Origin of the sequence: Echinicola marina, from assembly GCF_020463795.1 — a bacterium.
Taxonomy (GTDB): Bacteria; Bacteroidota; Bacteroidia; order Cytophagales; family Cyclobacteriaceae; genus Echinicola; species Echinicola marina.
Genome location: NZ_CP080025.1, coordinates 3260103 through 3279742 on the forward strand (window position 1 = coordinate 3260103; position 19640 = coordinate 3279742).

20 protein-coding genes are annotated in these 19640 nt (G+C 41.5%); 19 read left to right on the forward strand and 1 reads right to left on the reverse strand.

The window, feature by feature from the left end; genetic code table 11:
- Window positions 1–33 precede the first annotated feature (33 nt).
- The 19 genes from KZP23_RS13425 (at window position 34) to KZP23_RS13515 (ending at window position 18363) form a co-directional block, all read left to right on the forward strand.
- Window positions 34–540: a hypothetical protein gene (locus KZP23_RS13425; protein WP_226332232.1), complete on the forward strand. Its 507-nt coding sequence runs from the start codon at window positions 34–36 to the stop codon at window positions 538–540.
- A gap of 11 nt (window positions 541–551) precedes the next feature.
- Window positions 552–1028, forward strand: a complete 477-nt coding sequence (locus tag KZP23_RS13430) for a hypothetical protein (protein ID WP_226336528.1) — start codon at window positions 552–554, stop codon at window positions 1026–1028.
- 317 nt (window positions 1029–1345) lie between these two features.
- A complete protein-coding gene (locus KZP23_RS13435) occupies window positions 1346–2662 on the forward strand; it encodes an IS4 family transposase (RefSeq protein ID WP_226336529.1) in 1317 nt (438 codons plus the stop codon).
- 5 nt (window positions 2663–2667) lie between these two features.
- The gene (locus tag KZP23_RS13440) at window positions 2668–3405 is read left to right on the forward strand and encodes a YoaK family protein (protein ID WP_226332233.1); all 738 of its coding nucleotides are present in this window, start codon (window positions 2668–2670) and stop codon (window positions 3403–3405) included.
- A gap of 258 nt (window positions 3406–3663) precedes the next feature.
- Window positions 3664–4413, forward strand: coding sequence for a FadR/GntR family transcriptional regulator (locus tag KZP23_RS13445; protein WP_226332234.1), 750 nt, complete (start codon window positions 3664–3666; stop codon window positions 4411–4413).
- Complete coding sequence (locus tag KZP23_RS13450) at window positions 4414–5058, forward strand: bifunctional 4-hydroxy-2-oxoglutarate aldolase/2-dehydro-3-deoxy-phosphogluconate aldolase (protein WP_226332235.1); 645 nt, start codon at window positions 4414–4416, stop codon at window positions 5056–5058.
- Entirely contained in the window at window positions 5045–6202 is a 1158-nt protein-coding gene (dgoD, locus tag KZP23_RS13455; RefSeq protein WP_226332236.1) for a galactonate dehydratase, read from the forward strand. The genes KZP23_RS13450 and dgoD overlap by 14 nt, the downstream gene beginning before the upstream one ends.
- A 303-nt stretch (window positions 6203–6505) precedes the next feature.
- Window positions 6506–7828 carry a GntP family permease gene (locus KZP23_RS13460; RefSeq protein WP_226332237.1) on the forward strand — a complete coding sequence of 441 codons (1323 nt, stop codon included), beginning with the start codon at window positions 6506–6508 and terminating at the stop codon, window positions 7826–7828.
- A complete protein-coding gene (locus KZP23_RS13465; RefSeq protein WP_226332238.1) occupies window positions 7829–8869 on the forward strand; it encodes an SMP-30/gluconolactonase/LRE family protein in 1041 nt (346 codons plus the stop codon). It abuts the gene before it with no gap.
- Window positions 8870–9088: 219 nt separating this feature from the next.
- Window positions 9089–10141 carry a c-type cytochrome gene (locus tag KZP23_RS13470; protein ID WP_226332239.1) on the forward strand — a complete coding sequence of 351 codons (1053 nt, stop codon included), beginning with the start codon at window positions 9089–9091 and terminating at the stop codon, window positions 10139–10141.
- The gene (locus tag KZP23_RS13475) at window positions 10138–11493 is read left to right on the forward strand and encodes a hypothetical protein (protein WP_226332240.1); all 1356 of its coding nucleotides are present in this window, start codon (window positions 10138–10140) and stop codon (window positions 11491–11493) included. Before KZP23_RS13470 ends, KZP23_RS13475 begins: the two co-directional genes overlap by 4 nt.
- 234 nt (window positions 11494–11727) lie before the next feature.
- A complete protein-coding gene (locus KZP23_RS13480) occupies window positions 11728–12186 on the forward strand; it encodes a hypothetical protein (RefSeq protein WP_226332241.1) in 459 nt (152 codons plus the stop codon).
- Window positions 12187–12321: 135 nt separating this feature from the next.
- Window positions 12322–12999, forward strand: coding sequence for a response regulator transcription factor (locus KZP23_RS13485; protein ID WP_226336530.1), 678 nt, complete (start codon window positions 12322–12324; stop codon window positions 12997–12999).
- Entirely contained in the window at window positions 12996–14282 is a 1287-nt protein-coding gene (locus tag KZP23_RS13490) for a sensor histidine kinase (RefSeq protein ID WP_226332242.1), read from the forward strand. The genes KZP23_RS13485 and KZP23_RS13490 overlap by 4 nt, the downstream gene beginning before the upstream one ends.
- Window positions 14283–14348: 66 nt before the next feature.
- Window positions 14349–14795, forward strand: a complete 447-nt coding sequence (locus tag KZP23_RS13495; protein WP_226332243.1) for a PepSY-like domain-containing protein — start codon at window positions 14349–14351, stop codon at window positions 14793–14795.
- Window positions 14795–15970: a porin gene (locus KZP23_RS13500; RefSeq protein WP_226332244.1), complete on the forward strand. Its 1176-nt coding sequence runs from the start codon at window positions 14795–14797 to the stop codon at window positions 15968–15970. The genes KZP23_RS13495 and KZP23_RS13500 overlap by 1 nt, the downstream gene beginning before the upstream one ends.
- A 152-nt stretch (window positions 15971–16122) precedes the next feature.
- Window positions 16123–17184, forward strand: a complete 1062-nt coding sequence (locus KZP23_RS13505) for an alpha/beta fold hydrolase (RefSeq protein ID WP_226332245.1) — start codon at window positions 16123–16125, stop codon at window positions 17182–17184.
- A 215-nt stretch (window positions 17185–17399) separates the two neighbouring features.
- Window positions 17400–17768 (forward strand): hypothetical protein, encoded by a 369-nt coding sequence (locus KZP23_RS13510; protein ID WP_226332246.1) that lies wholly within the window; start codon window positions 17400–17402, stop codon window positions 17766–17768.
- Window positions 17769–17877: 109 nt separating this feature from the next.
- Window positions 17878–18363, forward strand: a complete 486-nt coding sequence (locus KZP23_RS13515; RefSeq protein WP_226332247.1) for a hypothetical protein — start codon at window positions 17878–17880, stop codon at window positions 18361–18363.
- A 355-nt stretch (window positions 18364–18718) separates the two neighbouring features.
- Here KZP23_RS13515 and KZP23_RS13520 read toward each other — a convergent pair whose 3' ends face one another.
- The gene (locus KZP23_RS13520; RefSeq protein WP_226332248.1) at window positions 18719–19576 is read right to left on the reverse strand and encodes a phytanoyl-CoA dioxygenase family protein; all 858 of its coding nucleotides are present in this window, start codon (window positions 19574–19576) and stop codon (window positions 18719–18721) included.
- Window positions 19577–19640: the final 64 nt, after the last annotated feature.

Below are 19640 nucleotides of genomic sequence, written 5' to 3' on the forward strand. Positions count from 1 at the left end.
TAAATTTACCCTTGATCTATTGAAAATGGTAAGATGAAGAAGAAAACAATCCTTATTCCAACTGATTTTTCTGTAAAATCTTTGAATATTGTAAAATCGGCACTCAGTATTAACGGTGACTGTGAGTTGAGAATTCTAATGGTACATGGTCTGGAATTGCCAGATTCTATGACGGACTTGCTCCTTTTTTCCAAGAAGAAATTATTGGAGGAACTGGAAACAGATGAGTTCCGGGCAAGCTGTCAGATGCTGATCAGCAAATACGATTTGAATTTAATAGAACTATCGGTAGATATTTTTTCTGGATATAACCGAAGGGCCTTTGAAAACTACCTTGAAGCCAATGAGGTAGATGAAATATATGCATTGACGGACCATGAATTTTCACCCAAGCACAAGCGAAGTTTTGACCTGATGCCTTTTATCAATAAGTCCAGCACCCATTTGATCAAGGTAAAATGGATGAGCCTAGGTGAAAATTTCAAACAGGAACGTGATGAGCTTTCTGGGATTTTCTTTAATCAATTATCGTCCATTTAAACGTAATCATGATGAGGGTGGGGCTATTATATCTTGGGATTACGGTTCTTCTGTTGACTGGTGTGGTCAGTTTGATGGCTTATGATATAAGTCCTGATAATAAATTGCTGGGGGAATGGAAGGAGGTTTCATGGGAATTTGAGAAACTCGATGAAGCGGTTGATCATGAGTTTTGGGGTATATCTAAAAGCATTACGGATCAACTTAAAAAAGAAATAAGCAGGGAATTGGCTTTTCATGAGGCGGAGGTCTGGAAGTTTTATCCGGATGGGAAAATCAGCTTGGAGGGAAGTAATGGTAAACGCGCTTCTCTTTTTTGGAGGTTGAAAGGCAGGGGACATGTGCTCAAATTATTTGGCCATGCGGATAGTATTGAGCATTACCAAATCCAAAAGTTGACCGATGACACCATGGAAATTCATTTTAATACAGACCTGCAAGCCCGGGGGATTATTAAGATGACTTTTAAGAAAATACGGAATCAATAAATATGCTTAGAAAATTCAGTAACAGCCGGACCTTGGCAGATAATGTGAAATTAGGGGCATTGACTGCCTTTTCGGCCATAGCCGTCAGTTTAAGGCTGTAACACGTTACTGGTGAGCGCGTTACAAATAAGGCGTAGATCCCCCTTGGGATCATTCTTCCTTTTGTTCATATTTGTGTCTGTCTGTTTGTTTGAAAAAGGCGGCTTAACGTGGTGGTTTACCGCCTTTTTCTTTATTAAATATATTAAATTTTTTAATGATTAAGGGATAATTACCGAAGAGATTTACGGAAAAAAGAAAGAATTTTAGCGGAAAAAATCAATTTTGTATTTGATCCCGGCAACATTCATTCCCTGGCCAGAAAGAGTGGCTTTCTGGTAAGGAAATCCAAGCTTGACGGTTTTCAATTTCTTTTCAGTTTGGTCTTTGCTTATCATAGGGGCGACCATTTCAGTCTTTTGGACATGGTATCCTATCTTTTCAAGGATTTTGGGATTAAAATCACTAAACAGTCACTTCATGACCGCTTCAGCAGCAAAGCGGTGGGATTCCTGAAAAGCTGCCTGGATAATCTTTTGTCCCAAAGAATCCAATATCCGGGAAACATAAATATTCTTAAGAGCCATTTCAACAGGATCAGGATAAAGGATTCCACAAAATTTGCCCTTCCCGATTCGTTTTCCGAAAAATACAAAGGATATCGAGGGGCCCTCCACAACTCCTCCTCCATGATAAGCATCCAATACGAATATGATTTTCTCAGCGGACAGAGCATGGACCTCAGGCTTACAAACGGGGTCAGGAATGACCAGTCGGATTCCAGGGAATCCACCCATGATATCCAGGAGAGAGACCTTTTCCTGAGAGACCTCGGCTATTGCACACTGAACTTCCTTTCCATGGTAAATTCAGCAAAGGCCTATTTTGTCTGCAGACTGGCCCCGAAAACCAATATCTACCCCTGTACAACATCCAAAGACCCTATTGATGTCAAGGACTACCTGAAAAAACTGAAGAAGCACCAGTTGCACCACATGGAAGTAGAGGTCTTCCTGGGCAAAAAGGAGAGAATACCGGCCCGGGCAGTAATCTCTTTGGCCGATACTGCCACTTATGAAAAAAGGCTTCGCAAAACATCCAAACAGGCCCGGTCAACCGGAAACAGGGTTTCAACTGCTTTCAAAATAAGGGCACAGCTAAACATAATGGTTACCAATGTGCCCCGGAGGTTTCTGGGTGCGGAAAATATAAGAACGGTATATTCCCTCAGATGGCAGATAGAGCTGTTGTTCAAAGTATGGAAGTCACAGGCAACAATCAACGAGTTCACAACAGGTAAGATAGAAAGGTTTGAGTGCCAGCTATATGGAAAACTCATCTGGATCATTCTTAATATGAATATATTCAATTGGTTGCAGCAAAGGATCTATAAACACAAAAAAGTCCTGTGTAGCGTATGGAAATATTTTAAGCATATTAAAAACCTATCAGACCAATTGATGGAAGCTATAAAGGTGCCCCGCAAAATCATTAATTTTATGGAAAAGCTGGCTGAAATAGCACCAAAGATATTGTTGCTGGAGAGAAAGAAAGGAAAACTATCTTTAAATCAAGCGGTTAATTCCTTAGCCTGACGGCTATGGCCTTTTCGGCAGGGATGGTGAATGTGATTTCTGTGATTATCTTTTTTGCATTTACTTCCAATGTAACCGGACATTATGCGGTATTGGCAGAAGAGATCGCCAAAGGCAACTGGTATCAAGCCGGTGTGGTGGCCTCATGGATTTTACTGTTCTTTTTTGGAGGGTTTATAGCCAATATCATCATTATCAATTTTAATAAAACACACACTTATCTGGCCCATTCCATACCTATTATTTTGGAAATTATTTGTTTGTTGATAGTAGGGAGTTATATACAGTTTTATTATAAGGAAAGCTTGGTGGAGACGGAAATATTGGTTGGCTTGATGCTCTTTGCCATGGGAATACAAAACGGCCTGACGGCGAGTATTTCCAATTCAGCCGTGAAAACTACCCATTTGACAGGCCTGACCACTGACCTAGGGATGTTGTTTTCTATGTTTACCAAAAAAGAATATCGTGCAAAGAAAGAGTTGAGGGCAAAGGCAAAAGTGCAATTGGCCATTATGTTTTCCTATCTTTTGGGAGGAGTATCGGCCGGTTTGATCTATTTGAATATCGCTTATAATGTGTTTTACATTGTTAGTCTATTTTTGATTATTGTTATTGCATATGATTTTTATAGACTTCGGGTGGCCAAGTATGTGAGCGCGAATCAACCCTTTTTAAGAATTCATTACTATGGTAGAAATAAGAAACGAAAGAATAAAAGTGGAGAATTGCAAAAGGTTTGAATAAACGGTTATAGTTAATTTTTGTGTAAAAGTAGAAGGGGACAAATTATTGTCTCCTTTCTTTTTTGGAGATATAAAATACTGGCTTAGGTGTTTTTTGTATGGGCAAATAAACCTTTTTGCCAATTTATAAATGATTATACCCATGTCAGGTTTACTACCGACTTCCGGAGGATAGGGAGTTTAGACCATGGTTTTTATGCTTTAATTTGTATGATGTATTACAAATTTATATCTTTTGAGAAAATATAAATACGTATGTTTCAGCAGATAGGGAAGAAGAAGTCCTTGAGTCAGCAAGTGGTAGATGAGATCACCCGTTCTATTCGGGATGGCGAGTATATGCCCGGCCAGCAAATCCCGACTGAAAATACCCTTTGTGAAATTTTCAATGTGAGCCGTACAGCTATTAGGGAGGCCATCAAGGTATTGACTGCCCGAGGTATGGTAGAAGTGAGAAAGGGCAGTGGGGCTTTTGTGACAGAGGTGAGTGTGCAAAATGCTGCAGAAATCTTGAATATGTTTTTTGAGCTATCCTCAGATGCTGACCTGATCCTACAGACCATTGAAACCAGACAGCTATTAGAACCTCAGATAGCTCGGGAAGCAGCGGAAAAGAGAGAAGAAAGCCATGTGCGTTTGTTGGAGAAAAACATGCAGTCTATGCAGCAATGCCCTCTGGCTAGTAAAAAAAAGGAAGCAGATTTGGACAATGAATTTCATAGGATTTTGCTGAATATCACGGGAAATAAAGTACTTGAATTACTACTGAGTCCAGTGTTTAGCCTGATGCCCAAATTCAAAGTGAATGTTTTTGCCAAGCCTGAAGAAGGAGATTTGGCAACAGAAAAGAACCATATGCTTCAGCACCATGGAAATATACTGAAAGCCATCAAAGAACAGGATCCTGATGCAGCTGAAATGGCCATGAGGGATCACTTGAAGGATACTTGGACCAATTATCATAGATCGTTGAAGACATCTTTACCAAGAAAGGAAATTGAATAAATGAGCAGAGAAGCCATAAAAGATATTATTCTAAGGGAAAGACTAATGGCCATCATCAGGACAAAAGAACCGGGCGAAGTTTCTATGATCCTTGAAGGTTTGCTGTCAGGAGAGATTAAGGTATTGGAAATCACCTCCAACACCCCGGGATTTGAAGATTTGATCAGGGAGAGTAGAAAGCGGCACCCTGAAGCACTGATTGGAGCAGGAACAATAAGGAATACAAGCATTGCGCAAAAGGCCCTAGAGGCAGGAGCCCAATTTCTTGTTTCCCCAAATACTCAAACGGAATTGGTACAGGTCGCTCATGAACATCATGTACCTATTGTTATGGGGGCATTGACACCCACTGAGGTAAGTGACGCGGTGGAAGCAGGAGCAGATATCATCAAATTATTCCCTGCTGCGAATTTTGGCAGCAATTATTTAAAAGCAATTAAGGGACCATTTGATCAGGTGAGTTTCTTTGCTGTGGGCGGTATACACTTGGATAATATGTGGGAGTGGCTAGAAGCAGGGGCTGTAGGGCTTGGCTTGGGGGCTGTACTGACAGATTTTGAAAAGGATAAATTCAATAAGGAAAATATAGAGAACAGGGCGAGGACCTTTGTGAAAAAAATAAACACCTACTATGCAAGACCTTAAAATTGAGCGGATAGAATTATTTAAAGTCCCACCACGCTGGCTATTTATAAAAATCACCACTAAATCGGGAATAGTGGGTTGGGGGGAACCGGTAATTGAGGGCAAGGCAGCTACCGTGGAAGCTTGTGTAAAGGAAATGGAGCAATACCTGATCGGGAGGGATGCTAATGAAATCGAAGATATCTGGCAGGTACTCTATCGTGGAGGGTTTTACCGAGGAGGTCCCATTTTAATGAGTGCCATTTCCGGGATAGATCAGGCCTTATGGGATATTAAGGGGAAATACCTCAATATCCCCGTATATGAGCTTTTGGGCGGAGCGGTTCGTAAAAAAATGAAAATGTATTGCTGGATAGGCGGTGATTATCCAGAGGTAGTTTTGGAGCAGGCTCAGGAAAAGGTAGATGCCGGCTACAAGGCTGTGAAAATGAATGCTACTGGAGAGATGGATTGGGTGGCTTCTATGAAGGATGTGAAAAAAGTGGTGGACAATATCAAACTGTTAAGGGAAACTTTCGGATATGATCTTGATATAGGTTTGGATTTTCATGGAAGGGTGCACAAACCTATGGTGAAACGATTGATAGATGAATTGGCTGATTACGAACCACTTTTTATTGAGGAACCTGTGTTGTCAGAAAATAATGAAGCCTTAAAACATATCTATTCCTATACTTCCATTCCCATTGCCACCGGGGAAAGGATGTTTTCAAGATGGGATTTTAAGGAACTATTGCATCAGGGAGTGGTGGACATTATCCAGCCGGACTTGAGTCACGCAGGCGGTATATCGGAAGTGAGGAGAATTGCCGCCATGGCAGAAGCTTATGATATTAGTTTGGCGCCACATTGTCCTTTGGGACCTGTTTCACTTGCTTCGGCCCTCCATGTAGATTGGGTGTCTGCTAATGCCATCATACAGGAAAGCAGTTTGGGTATTCATTATAACCGTGGCTTTGACCTCTTAGATTATGTGATGAATCCTGAGATCTTTGAATTGAAGGATGGTTATATCAAATGTTTCGATAAGCCCGGATTGGGTATAGAAATGAATGAGGAAAAACTGTTGGAAGGACAGAAAATAGGCCATGATTGGGCCAATCCCATTTGGCGGAATAAAGATGGTAGTTTTGCAGAATGGTGATTTGGAGTAGCGAGTACTAAGTAGCAAGATGTGAGACTTGAGACAACTAGACTTTAGAAAGAGGTACGAGGTGGGAAGTTGGAGGTGGGGATGATCGGTGATTCCAAAGGCTGTAACAAGTCTCTAACTTGGTACCTGTTAAGATTGGGGCTCTGGCTCAAATTGGAAATGAGCCAAGAAAATTCAGCTTGTTTAGCCCTGCATCTGTCTTCCGGACCTGTAGGTCTGATTAACTGAAAATAATTCGCGATTCTTAACTTAATGACTATATCATAGACAAATAACTTAATAAACCCTAATCCAATGACCTATTTGATTGCACTTTTGATTTCCCTGACCCTTCTGGTGCTTGGAATAGTTAAGTTTAAAGTACATCCATTTTTTATGTTGCTGATTACTGCCCTGAGTTATGGCTTGATAGCAGGGATGAGCACAGCACAGATTCTTGACGCTGTTAATAATGGTTTTGGGGATATTCTTGGTAAAATTGGTTTGATCATACTTTTTGGGGTCACTATAGGTACCATTCTGGAGAAATCAGGCGGTGCTTTGGCCATTGCCAATCGAATTTTGAAAATGATCGGTAAAAAATCCATTCACCTGGCCATGATGCTCACGGGGTATTTTCTTTCCATTCCCGTGTTTGCCGACAGTGCCTTGATGATGATGAATCCCTTGAACAAAATGCTGTCTTCCAAGGCCGGCGTTTCCTTTGCTGGAACCACTGCTGCCCTTGCCATGGGGCTGACCGCTTCCCATGTGATGGTCCCGCCCACACCAGGCCCCATTGCTGCGGCGGGGATTTTGGGTGCCAATCTGGGAGATGTGATCATTTGGGGAATTTTGGTCAGCGGATTGTCCCTGTTTACCTGCTATTGGTATGCGACTAGGATTACCTCCAAAATCAATTTGCCCGTGGAAGTGAATATTACGGTTGAGACCGGTGAAGAACCAAAGCTTTGGAAATCCATCTTGGCAGTGCTGATTCCCCTTATATTGATATTGGTCAAATCCGTCTTGGAATACCCCAGCATCAATGCAGGATCATCACCATGGTTGAATATTTTTACCTTCTTGGGAACACCCGTTATCGCCTTATTTGTGGGAGTTTTATTGGCTTTGACCTTACCCAAAAAACTAGATGAAAAAGTCTTTTCATCCAAGGGCTGGATAGGCGAGTCCCTCAGGGTGGCTGCTCCTATAATATTGATCACGGGAGCTGGAGGAATATTTGGGAAAATGCTTCAAAACTCAGGTATTGCGGAAGTGGTCACAGGAAGCTTTTCTGGAATGAAATGGGGCTTGTTTTTCCCGTTTCTTTTGGCAGCCAGCCTTAAAACCACTCAAGGTTCTTCAACTGTAGCCTTGGTGACCACCGCATCCATTTGTGCCCCATTGATGCCTGCCCTGGGCTTGGACGATCCTTTTATGCAGACCATGACTGTGTTGGCCATTGGAGCAGGGGCCTCTGTGGCTTCCCATGTAAATGACAGTTTCTTCTGGGTGCTCACCCAACTTACCGGAATGAATATCAAACAAGGTTATCAGGTGCAAACCGCTGGAACCTTTATTTTTGGAACTACTGCCATGTTTTTGATCTTTATCATCACTCAAATCTTAGCCTAAATGACCATAAAACACCTATTATTTGCCTCTTTAATGCTAGCGCTGACCGCCTGTCAAAAGTCCAAAAAGTCTGAAAGTGAAGTGTCCAATCCCTTGGGAAAAACAGAGCAAGATGCCAGTCCCTTTTCCATAGAAATAATGGACGAGGAAGCCTTGAAGATCATTGATCCAAATGCTACTGTCAAAGTAATGGCCTCTGGTTTTACTTGGACTGAAGGGCCTCTATGGGTGAAGGAGGGCCAATATTTACTGTTTTCGGATATTCCGCGAAATAAAATCTATAAAATGACGGCTGCTGGCGATACCAGTACCTATTTACAGCCTTCCGGCTATACTGGAGAGGGAAAATACAGTAATGAGCCGGGCTCCAATGCCTTGCTCATGGATGAAAAAGGTGCTTTGATCTTGATGCAGCATGGGGATAGACAGATAGCCAGGATGAGGGGAACACTGGCCGCTCCGATACCTGAATATGAAAGCTTGGTAGGGCAATATCAAGGGCAGCGTTTCAATTCCCCCAATGATGGGGCGTTTGACAAAAATGGCAATTTGTACTTCACAGACCCTCCTTATGGCCTTCCTCCAAATTTTGCAGGCAAGGAACTGGATTTTCAGGGTGTTTACTGTCTGCGAAATTCAGGACAGCTGTTACTTTTGGACAGCCTGTCCAGGCCTAATGGCATAGCACTTTCTCCTGATGAAAATAAACTGTATGTAGCCGTTTCTGATGAGCATCATGCGGTATGGTACCAATATGATATTGACGGAGCTGGACGGGTAAGCAATAAGCAAGTCTTTTATGATGTTACAGCAATCGTGGCTGCTGGTGAAAGTGATGGTTTACCCGATGGTATGGAAGTCCATAGCCAGGGTTATCTATTTGCCACAGGTCCAGGAGGATTGTGGATTTTTAGCCCTGAAGGAAAACCCTTGGCCAAGATTCATACGGGCAGACTTACTGCCAATTGTGCCTTTACGACTGACGAAAAGCAAGTCTATCTTACCGCCCATCATGATATACTAAGGGTGGATTTGAAGTAAAAAGGATTAAAGTCTATTTAGGGATAATTGCTGGTATTCATAGGCTGATATCGATGACCATTATTAAGAATTGTTTTATCCAGTAGTTTTTTGAAGGAAGAGTAATAAGGAGCAAACATAGTTTCAAAGTACCTTAAGTGATTCTTGTCACATCCATTGGACAGAAAATTGGTGATTTTTGGCTATCCGATAATTAAATAGCTAGGAAAAATCAAACCAATGAAAAAAATCATATTATGGTTCTCCGCTTTGGTAGGACTGTTGGGTGTATTGATAGGCTTTGTGCTGGTCGTGGGACTGATACTCTTTCTTTCCAGACAGGGGGTGGAATTGCCAAGGTTGCTAGAGCAAGAAGTACAGGAAATGGTGGCGGTGGAAAGTGCGCAGGAAATATTTCCTTTGGCTGAAGCTGAGGGAATGTGGCAAGCCCCGGACTGGCATACCGTTGAGGAGGAAGAAAATGCTGAGGATATCAAATACGGCAAGGAGTTGATCGTACATACAGCGGATTATCTCGGGCCAAAGGGAAAGGTTATGACCATCTCCAACGGGTTAAATTGCCAAAACTGTCACTTGCAGGGGGGGACAGTTCCTCTGGGCAATAACTATGGGGCAGTAGCATCCACTTATCCCAAAGTCAGGGCACGTTCTGGAAAATCTACTGATATAGCAGATCGTATCAATGGATGTTTTGAGCGGAGCATGAATGGGCAGGCCTTGGATAAGGAATCCAAAGAGATGAAGGCAATGGTAGCTTATTTGAAATGGTTGGGAAAGGAAGTGCCGAAAGGTGAAAAGCCACAAGGTGCAGGGATCTATCCTCTGGAATTTATGGACCGAGCAGCAGATCCTATCAAGGGCAAGGCTGTCTATGCCCAAAATTGTCAAAGTTGTCACCAAGCAGATGGGCAGGGAATGTTTGATCAGGCCGAGAGGGAATATATTTATCCGCCACTTTGGGGAGCGCACAGCTATAATAAAGGGGCAGGGCTCTATAGGCTTTCTCGTTTTGCAGGCTTTGTAAAGGTCAATATGCCTTTGGGAGCAACTTTTGAAAATCCACTGTTGACCGATGAGGAGGCTTGGGATGTGGCTGCTTATGTGAATAGTCTGGAGCGTCCTGAGAAGGATTTATCTGGAGATTGGCCGGACAAGACCAAGAAACCCATAGACCATCCTTTTGGTCCATATGCAGATGGGTTTTCCGAAGAGCAACATAAGTTCGGACCTTTTAAACCTATTCAATTGGCCCAAAAATCCCCTGCACCATGAAAGTGAAATACCTATTGAGTTTTTGGATTTGGAGCATATCCCTTTTGGCCATGGGGCAGGGACAAGAAGAAAAGAACTGGGCAATTTCACCGGATATCCACTATCGTTCTTTTTGGATGAACACGGCATATCCGCGCATGGATTACCGTTCGGATCATGCTTTGGGCATGAGTTTAAATTTGGGGACTAAGATTCATTACCAGGACAACTGGGAACTAGGAGTAGGCTACCGTATGTATGGTAATGTGGTCAGTACCGAATTCTGGACTCCGGATCCAGTTTCCGGTAAAGCGAGCCGCTATGAACCTGGACTTTTTGATCTTCAAAATCCCCAAGACAGAATTTTTGGCACCTTGGAGCGTCTTTATTTGGGCTATGAGCAGAACAAGTTTGGTGTGAAAATAGGTAGAATGGGCATCAACCAAGATTGGGTCAATGCTCAGGATGGGAGACTGGGGCCTACCATGATAGAAGGGCTGCACACTTGGTTTCAGCCGGAGGACAGCTGGAAATTTTCCCTCTGGGCCATTCACCGCTTTAGCATCAGAGGGGGCAAAGGTTGGTTAAGTCCCGGGGAGACGATAGGGCTTTTTCCTTCTGGGCGTTCTGAATCGGGAACAGCTTCAGCCTATGCGGGTAAAACCCAAAGTCCTTGGGTGGGGATTTTGGAAATAGACAGGGACTGGCAGGAAGGTTGGACATTGCATTATTCCAACACCTTGGCCGCCAACCTATTTAATACTTCCATGCTACAAATTGAAAAAACAAGGAAGATGGAAAACAGTTCTTGGCGTTATGGTCTGCAATTGGGCTATCAGGCAGGTATAGGAGATGGAGGGGATGAGCATCCTGATTTCCGGTACAAAAATCCAGATGACAGGAATTACTCCTTTTCTACCCGGATACTTTGGAAACCCCGTCAATGGACCATGCACCTGAATTACACCCATGTGGATGGAAAAGGTCGATGGCTCAGTCCGCGAGAGTGGGGTAAGGATGCTTGGTACACCTTTATTCCCCGGGAGAGAAATGAGGGAAACAGCCAATTAGATGCGCTGACCGCATATATAGGTTATAAGCTGGTCGAATTGCCTTTGAGTTTTTATACTTGGGGAGGACTGCATTGGTTGCCGGATATGGCAGATGCAGAGGCCAATAAATACAATATGCCCAGCTATAGGCAGCTCAACCTGGGAATGAAATACCAGCCCAAAAATATCAAGGGCCTGGATGTGCACCTGATACTGGTCAATAAGGAGCCCATGAAGAAGGAGGGCCTGACCGATGGGCAAATATTCAATAAGGTAGAAATGCTCCATTTCAATGCCATGCTTAACTGGCGCTGGAACTAGGGGGAAGATCGTATAGTGATTAAATATTTTTCCCACCTGCCCCACGCCAGTCTCCACCACACGCTGCCAGTGGAAAATAAGGCTACTAATGTGAAAACGGATAATCAAAAAGTTTAATTTATGTATCTACCAGTGTATATTTAAAGGAAGCAAATTGACTTACAGGCAGACAGATGTAAATAGATAATACTGGGTAATCTGTGAAATCTATCCGTTGACTTTTAAAAAAGCGAAATGAACAACAATAAGAAACCGTTGTACAGAAAGGTAAATACCCGTGCAAGGGGAGTGCAACATGATTTTGGCGGAGATTTTAAACATTCCAGACATAAAAAACGAGCATCAATAGAACAGGTGAAGGGAGCGATGCATGGCAAAAAGTACCGAGGACTTGATTACACACCTTTGTACAGGTTTTTGTTGTCCAATGTAGGGGAGCAATGGGATGAGATATTTAAGGAAGCCAGTTCACGGCTGGACCAGACAGCCCCAATTTTCTTGTTGGTAGCAATGGATGATGGTGAAAAACAAGATTATGTCCGAACAGGTGAATCTTCTTATTTTTCTGGCTTATTTGTAGATGATTCGGGTAAATTACAACTGGTCAATCCTGATTTAAAAGCAAAGGACTTGAGTCCTTTTTGTGAATGCTGTACCCATACCCTAAACGGAAAGGTATTTGGGACGGAATAAGTGTCCTCTATTGGGTAAGTGAAGTGATTTGTCCTTGTCTCTTTATCGGGGAACCCCGTTGGGAAAAGGGTCTTACCTAAAGGTTTGAAATTAAAATTCCCAATTCTTTCCAAGATCTTGAAGTATATTTGTGATGTGAAAATATTAGTAATCGAAGACGAAGCTCAGTTACTTAGTAACATTAAAATATCCCTTGAAAAAGAGAATTTTCTGGTGGAAACAGCTTCAGATTTTTTGAGTGCTACTGATAAGATTTTTATTTATGAGTACGACTGCATTTTGCTGGATATAATGCTTCCAAATGGCAACGGCCTTAGCATCTTATCGGCTCTCAAGCAGGCAGGCAAAAGTGAAAATGTCATTATTATCTCAGCCAAAGATTCCTTGGATGATAAGCTCAAGGGGCTTGAACTTGGTGCAGATGATTACCTTACCAAGCCCTTTCATCTGGCAGAACTTACCGCAAGGGTAAAAGCGGTATTGAGAAGACAAAAACTGAACGGCAAAAATACGCTTGAAATGGCCAATATAGTTTTGGACCTCCATGAGCGTACATTTATGGTCAACCAGCAAAATATTGCTCTCAACAGGAAAGAGTTTGATATGCTCAATTACTTTTTGCTCAACAAAAACCGCTTGGTCACCAAATCTGCCTTGGCAGAGCATGTTTGGGGGGATCATTCGGATGAGGCAGACAATTTTGACTTTGTTTATTATCAGATAAAAAACCTGCGGAAAAAACTACAACAGGCTGAGGCGAATATAGAAATTGAATCCATATACGGCATTGGGTACAAATTAATTGAAACATGAAATTACTCAACCAATCCATTAAATATGTGTCTATTTCCATTTTAGGGATTGTGACTGTTTGGGCAGTGATTTTTTATTTCAATATGCTCAATGAAATAAAGAGCAGTATTGATGAGGGACTTGAAAACTACAAAAGACTTATTATTCAAAATGCTGCGCAAGATGCCACAATTTTGAACAAAAGTTATTTTGATGAGAGTTTTTTTGCCATTCGTAAGATCGATAAAGAAGAAGCCCTTTCTCTAAAAGACCAATATTTGGATACGGAACTTTATATGCAGGATGCTGATGATGAACTTCCTGAAATAGAGCCGGTGAGAATGCTTATCACGGCTTTTGAACTTAAGGGAGAGTATTATGAGCTAAAAGTAGCCAATTCCATGGTCGAAGAGGACGATTTGATCAAAGAACTGCTTGACGATGCTCTTTGGTTATACTTGAGTTTGATCATAGGCATTGTGCTGATCAACAATTTTGTGTTAAAAAAACTATGGAGGCCTTTTTATGATTTTTTGGATCAATTGAAAAAGTACCGTTTGGGAAAAACAGCCATTCTTCCCCAGTCAAAGACCAAAACAAAAGAATTTACCGATCTACAGATTGCGGTTAATGCGCTACTACAGCATAGCACAGAAATCTACGAACAGCAAAAGCAATTTATAGGAAATGCTTCCCATGAGTTACAAACACCTTTGGCCATTGCTACCAACAAATTGGAGCTGCTCATCGAAAACGGAAAACTCAATAATGAACAGGCTGAAAGTATAGCAGAAGTTATGGGCATCATTGAGCGATTGGTGCGTTTGAATAAATCTTTGTTGCTGTTAAGCAAAATTGAAAACAAGCAGTTTCTGGATAACCAAACCGTTTCGTTCAATGACCTTGTTCATAAAATCATTCATAATTTGGAGGATATGGCTGCTTTTAAAGGCGTGGAAATTATGGTGAATGATAGTGCTTCATTAGCAATAGTAATGGATGTTTCTCTGGCTGAAGTGATCATCTCGAATTTATTGAAAAATGCCATTTTCCATAATAAGCCAAAAGGAAAGGTGTTCGTAGAGATTGCATCAAATTCAATTGAAATTAGTAATACTGGTAATCATCAGGAGCTTGATGAAAAATTGATTTTTACGCGTTTTTATAAGCCTAAAGCCACATCCGCGGGGACTGGTCTTGGTTTGGCTATCGTAAAAGCCATTGCAGACTTGTATGATTTCGAGGTTTCCTACTCTTTTGACCAGGGCTTACATGCCTTTCAAATAGTCTTTTACAGGGCTTAAGTTCCATTCCCAAATCTTTCCCAAATCGGGGCTTTATTTTGTCTTGTAAACTAAAAAAAAGACAAGATGAAAAAGCATGTTTTATTTTTCTTCGCAGCAATGACTGCCATGTCAAGCTTATATGCGCAAGATATGGCCCAAAGCCAAGTGCCGTCAGTTATTGTCAATGAATTCAATAAACAATTTCGCAAAGCAACAGATGTGGATTGGGAAAAGGACGGAAGTTTTTACAATGTTGATTTTGAGCTGGGGTGGGATATAGACCATGAAGTTTGGTTTGATGCTGAGGGGGAAATAGTCAGGCACGAGGAAGATATGGTTGTTGGGGATTTGCCGGAAGCTGTAAGAGAGCGAATTGAAACAGATTTTAAAGGCTATTCAGTGGATGATTTGGTGCGAATATGTGATCGGAGTGATGTGGTTTATAAAGTGGAACTTCAGGCACTTATGGAGCAGGATTGGGAAGTTGTTATTGATGAAAAAGGAGAGGTATTGAATAAAATAGCTGACTGATGCGGATATTCCTGTTAATTGCCTTAATGCTTGGTTTAAATATTTCACTTCGGGCACAAGAAGTAGGCAAGTCGGCAAAATGGTTTGATGAAATTCACATAGGTGGATATCTACAAGTTCGTTACAATGGCCTGTTTGAAACCAATCCCAATTTAGCTTGTGAACAGTGTGATGAAAATTGGGGCAGAGATGGAGGAGGCCTTTCCTTGAGGCGTGTTCGTTTTAAGGTGAAAGGCCAAATTTCACCCCGAGTTTATTTTTATTTTCAGCCGGACTTTGCCAAGTCAGTAGGGGGATCGCATCATGTGGGCCGTCTGAAAGATGCCTATATTGATGTTGGACTTGACAGAAAGAATGAGTTCCGTATCCGGATTGGGCAGAGCAAAGTGCCCTTTGGCTATGAAAATATGCAATCTAGCAGTAACCGACTACCATTGGACAGGAATGATGCCCTGAATAGTGCAGTAAAAGATGAGCGAGATCTTGGGGTTTTCTTTTATTGGGCGACTGAGGAAAAAAGGGCGTTGATAAAGAGTTTAAGAAAGGCTGGTTTAAGCGGTGGTGACTTTGGCTTATTTGCTTTGGGTTTCTATAATGGACAAACAGCCAATCATCCTGATAAGAACGATGAATTTCATGTAGTGACACGTTTTTCTTATCCGGTAGCATTGGGAAATCAGGTGATTGAGCCGGGCTTGCAGGCCTATTCTGGAAAGTATGTGGTGACAGAGCATAGTCCCAATATTGAAGTCAAAACGGAGGGGTATTCAGATCAACGGGCGGCGATGTCTTTTGTGCTCTACCCTAGGCCTTTTGGCATCCAAGCAGAATATAATATTGGTAGAGGCCCGGAATATGACAGGGCTTCCAATACCATTCAGGTCAAACCACTGGAAGGAGGATATGCTACTTTTTCGTACTATTTGGAGAAATGGCAACAGCAGTTTTATCCTTTCCTTCGTCTGCAATATTATGATGGTGGCAAAAAGCACGAGTTAGATGCCAGGAGTTATACCGTTAGAGATACCGAAGTAGGAGTCGAATGGCATCCATTACCGCATTTTGAACTGTTGGTGGAGTATGCCTTTTCCAATCGCAGGTATGAGGATTTTGAAAAACCAATTAACCACCAGAAAGGTGGTCTTATGCGCATTCAGGCACAAGTGAAATTTTGACCAAGCTGATCTGACTAGCTCTTGAAGTGTATTTCTTGCCCAAAAGATCCATAAGCAAAAGTCAGTATTATTGATTAATTTGCTAAAGAGACTTTTTTGGGAGGAGTTAAATGAGAAAACCGATTTGATCAAATGGTAGATTGAGGAATGTAATGTTACGGAAAATATCAATATTGTTTTTCATTTTCATGACCTTGGGCAAGATCAATGCTCAGGAACAGCTTGGACTGAATTATGAAAGCAAATTCGTCAAGCTTGGTGAAATCAGGACGCATTATTTAGATTTTGGAGGAGAAGGTTTGGCGGTGATTTTGGTGCATTCAGAAGCATGGAGCGCTTATGCATTCCAAGACTTTGGACCGCTGCTGACTGATAACAACAGGGTCTTTGCCATTACAAGACCAGGCTATGGTGATTCTGGTATGGGGCATTATGATGTAGAAAGTCAAGGAGATTATTTGATCGCATTTGCTGATGCCCTGAATATTGATCGGGCGGTGTTTATCGGAAATGCTTCCGTCACCGCTGAGCTGACGTATTTGGCGGAAAATTACCCCCAAAGACTCGCAGGTATAGTCTATTTAACTGGTTTGGCAGTGCCATGGCTGGAAGAAAACCAGAATGATCCCCATCATGCCTATGAGATGTTTTTGAGAGCAAGTCCAACGGCCAATACAGCAAAGACGGATATTGTTGCGATTAGTAAAGTAAGGGGAGTATATCGTCCCGAGCATTATACAGATGATTCCGTGCGTATCGAGGTGCCGGCTTTGGCCATCGTTTCCAAAAACGGCATGCAGGGATCTGAAAAGGGACTCGGAGCATTGGTATATGTTGGTTCGCCTCTTATGGAGGAGGTTCGAAAGCAAATTCCTCCTTCCCGCACCAGAGAAATGTTGGATCGATTAGCTGATGATCCTGCATTCAGACATGAGGTGCTCAGTAATATTCAAGATGCTCTTGCCAGGCAATATTTTCTGGATTTGGCCACGGACAGTGCCCAACAAAATATAATATATCAGTATCATATGGAAAAGGTTTATCCAGCAATGATTGAAGCCCAGGAAAAGATCAAAAGGGCCTTTGGGGAGTACATGAAACTGGAAAAAATAGATGTAAATCAAATTGTGGGTTATGAATATAGGGACTCGCCAGAACTTATCTTACAGCCTGTTAAGGGGTTTCTTGATCAATTAAGTAAAACTAAACAATAGATATTTAGCTCGTTCAGCGTGTTTTATATGTGTTTGGCCTACCTAAAGAAGTACATGCCGGTTTGAGTAAGGCAAGACACCATCGTTTTCATAAATTGATTTTTGGACAGTGCGGTCATTATGTTGACAAAAACCTGGTTCCAAAGTATTTAAATAGATTTCTTGAAACTAATCAAGTAAAAAACTAGTTTTGGAGGTTGATAGTATAGACAGGTTTGAAGACAATCAGGAATATATTTACTGTAGCATCCCTAGTGGCCATTTATATGGTGGCCATGACGGCGATTTGCTGTCTTCAAAGTCAGGAAACTCACTTTCATCAGCCAAGTAGTCAAAACAGTGCTCAGGTTGATGCATTGATGGTGAATTTTAACCATGCTGGCCCCGTCAAATATTTTTCCAGTATTGAGGTTCCTCCTGCTTATGAGCCTGGTCATGCTGATGGGGTTGGTTCATGGGCCGTTGCCATTATCCATAATTTTCAATTTGAATGCCGCTATCAAAGGCAGTTGATAAAATTGCTCAGCATACTGCCCGAGCAAAAAAAGCTAATACTTCTTTATCCTTTCCACTTTTTCTTCTAATACTTTCATATAAATGATCAAAGGAGGTGAACAAAACCTTCTGTCACACCACAATAGCTTAAAAGCTTTTGTTGGACAACTGTTTATTTATCAAATTATATCAATTTATATGGATTTATCATCAACTGTCATGGGACTAGTAGGACTAGTTCTGTGCATTTTGCCGTTTGTACTTTTACAGAGAAGTAGAAAAAAGAAGGAAAACGAACTAAAGGAGGGACTGGAGGCTATAGCTACTCAGGCCAGGAGTGAGGTAGGAGCAAAAGACCTAGGATTTGAATTTGCAGTTGGACTTTCACCTAATAAAGACCATTTATTTTACTATAAAAAAACCAATGAAAAAGTGCAAGAAGAGAGCATTCCTATTGCTACAGTGGAAAACTGCACGATGCACACGGTCAATCGCTTCATGAATACCAAGAAAGGGAAGGAGTCTATTATAGATAAACTGGAGCTTGTATTTATCTTGAAAAATGGTGTTAAAAGTCAATTGGAGTTTTTTAATGGGGAAGAAAAATCCCAATTAAATGGTGAATTGTCTTTGGTTAAAAAGTGGGAATCCATGGTACATCAATTGATCAGTAAAAATAATTAAACTAACGAGCAAATTTCAGATAAAAAGGTTCGGCCAATTGGTCGAACCTTTTTTTGATGCTGATTTTTATTATTTCGACAGGAGGAAGGTTTTTTCGCGGCTTAAGCTGTACTTAGAATGTGGTAAAGTGTCACTTTGTTATATTACAAGTAACAAAATTGTTCGAATCAAGATTATAAGCCTGAAATACTAAATTTAGAGAAAAGTGTAGACGCAATGTTGCCCGTAACCGAATAAACCAAGGTTTTAACTTATTTTTAGGTATTACTACTTTTTATTCTGGTGGTGTTTATTTGTGATGGTCATAGGATATGGGTAAAGACACGGATACACATAAATTAGCGAAATGGAAAAATTATTGTCCAATAATTTCCTTCCAGTCCAAAGTGTCATTATGGGAATGGGTGAAGCCCATGGCTCTTTCTTCTTTGATTGTTTGGGCATCCCTGAAAGCCATCACATAGGTCTTCCTCCAACCTTTGGCCAGGTTTCCTCCTGAACCATGGACGATCCGTTCGTCATGGATAGTAATACTTCCTCTCTTTACGGGCAAATAAACAATTTCGTCACTAGGCTTGCTTTCTATGACCAAGGTGTGGGCATCACCTCTGCTATCATTTTCTTTGGATAGATCAAAAGATATAGGTTTATGCCGCCTTAGTTCTGGTTCTTTATTGGAGCCAGGTACCACTTGCAGGCAGCCGTTTTCCAATGCTGAATCTGTCAGGGCCAATGAAAAGGTGGCCGTCCATGTGTTCTTGGTTTTTGGCCAATACCCAAGGTCCTGATGCATGGCAAATTCAGCTTTGCTTTTGGATGGTTTTTTACCCAAAAACTGCTCATAGTCCATTTTGGCAATACCTTCGGTGTAAAGTTGATCGGCGATGCTTTGGGCCACTTTGGAGAAAATGTTGTCTTTGAGCGCAGGTGCATATTTACTGGGAAGCATGGCATTGACCAGCTGAAAATCTTCAAGTGCTGTGCCATAAGGCTGGCTCATATCACAAAAATCCTTGCCCATGCGTTCCTGTTCTTTTCCATCCATAAAATGGTCAAACCATGGGTCCAGAAAACATAGTTCTTCCTCCGTCAAAACATCGTTCAAGACCAGATAGCCTTGGTCTTTATAGCTTTGGATTTCCTCTTCTGTAATCAAGTAGCGATTCCCCTTTCTTCTTTCCTTTCCTGAATTCGTATTTTCTATTCTTTTCATATATATTAATATTTAACGTAAATAAATGCTATGAACCAAATTACTGTAAGGATATCCAAATGTC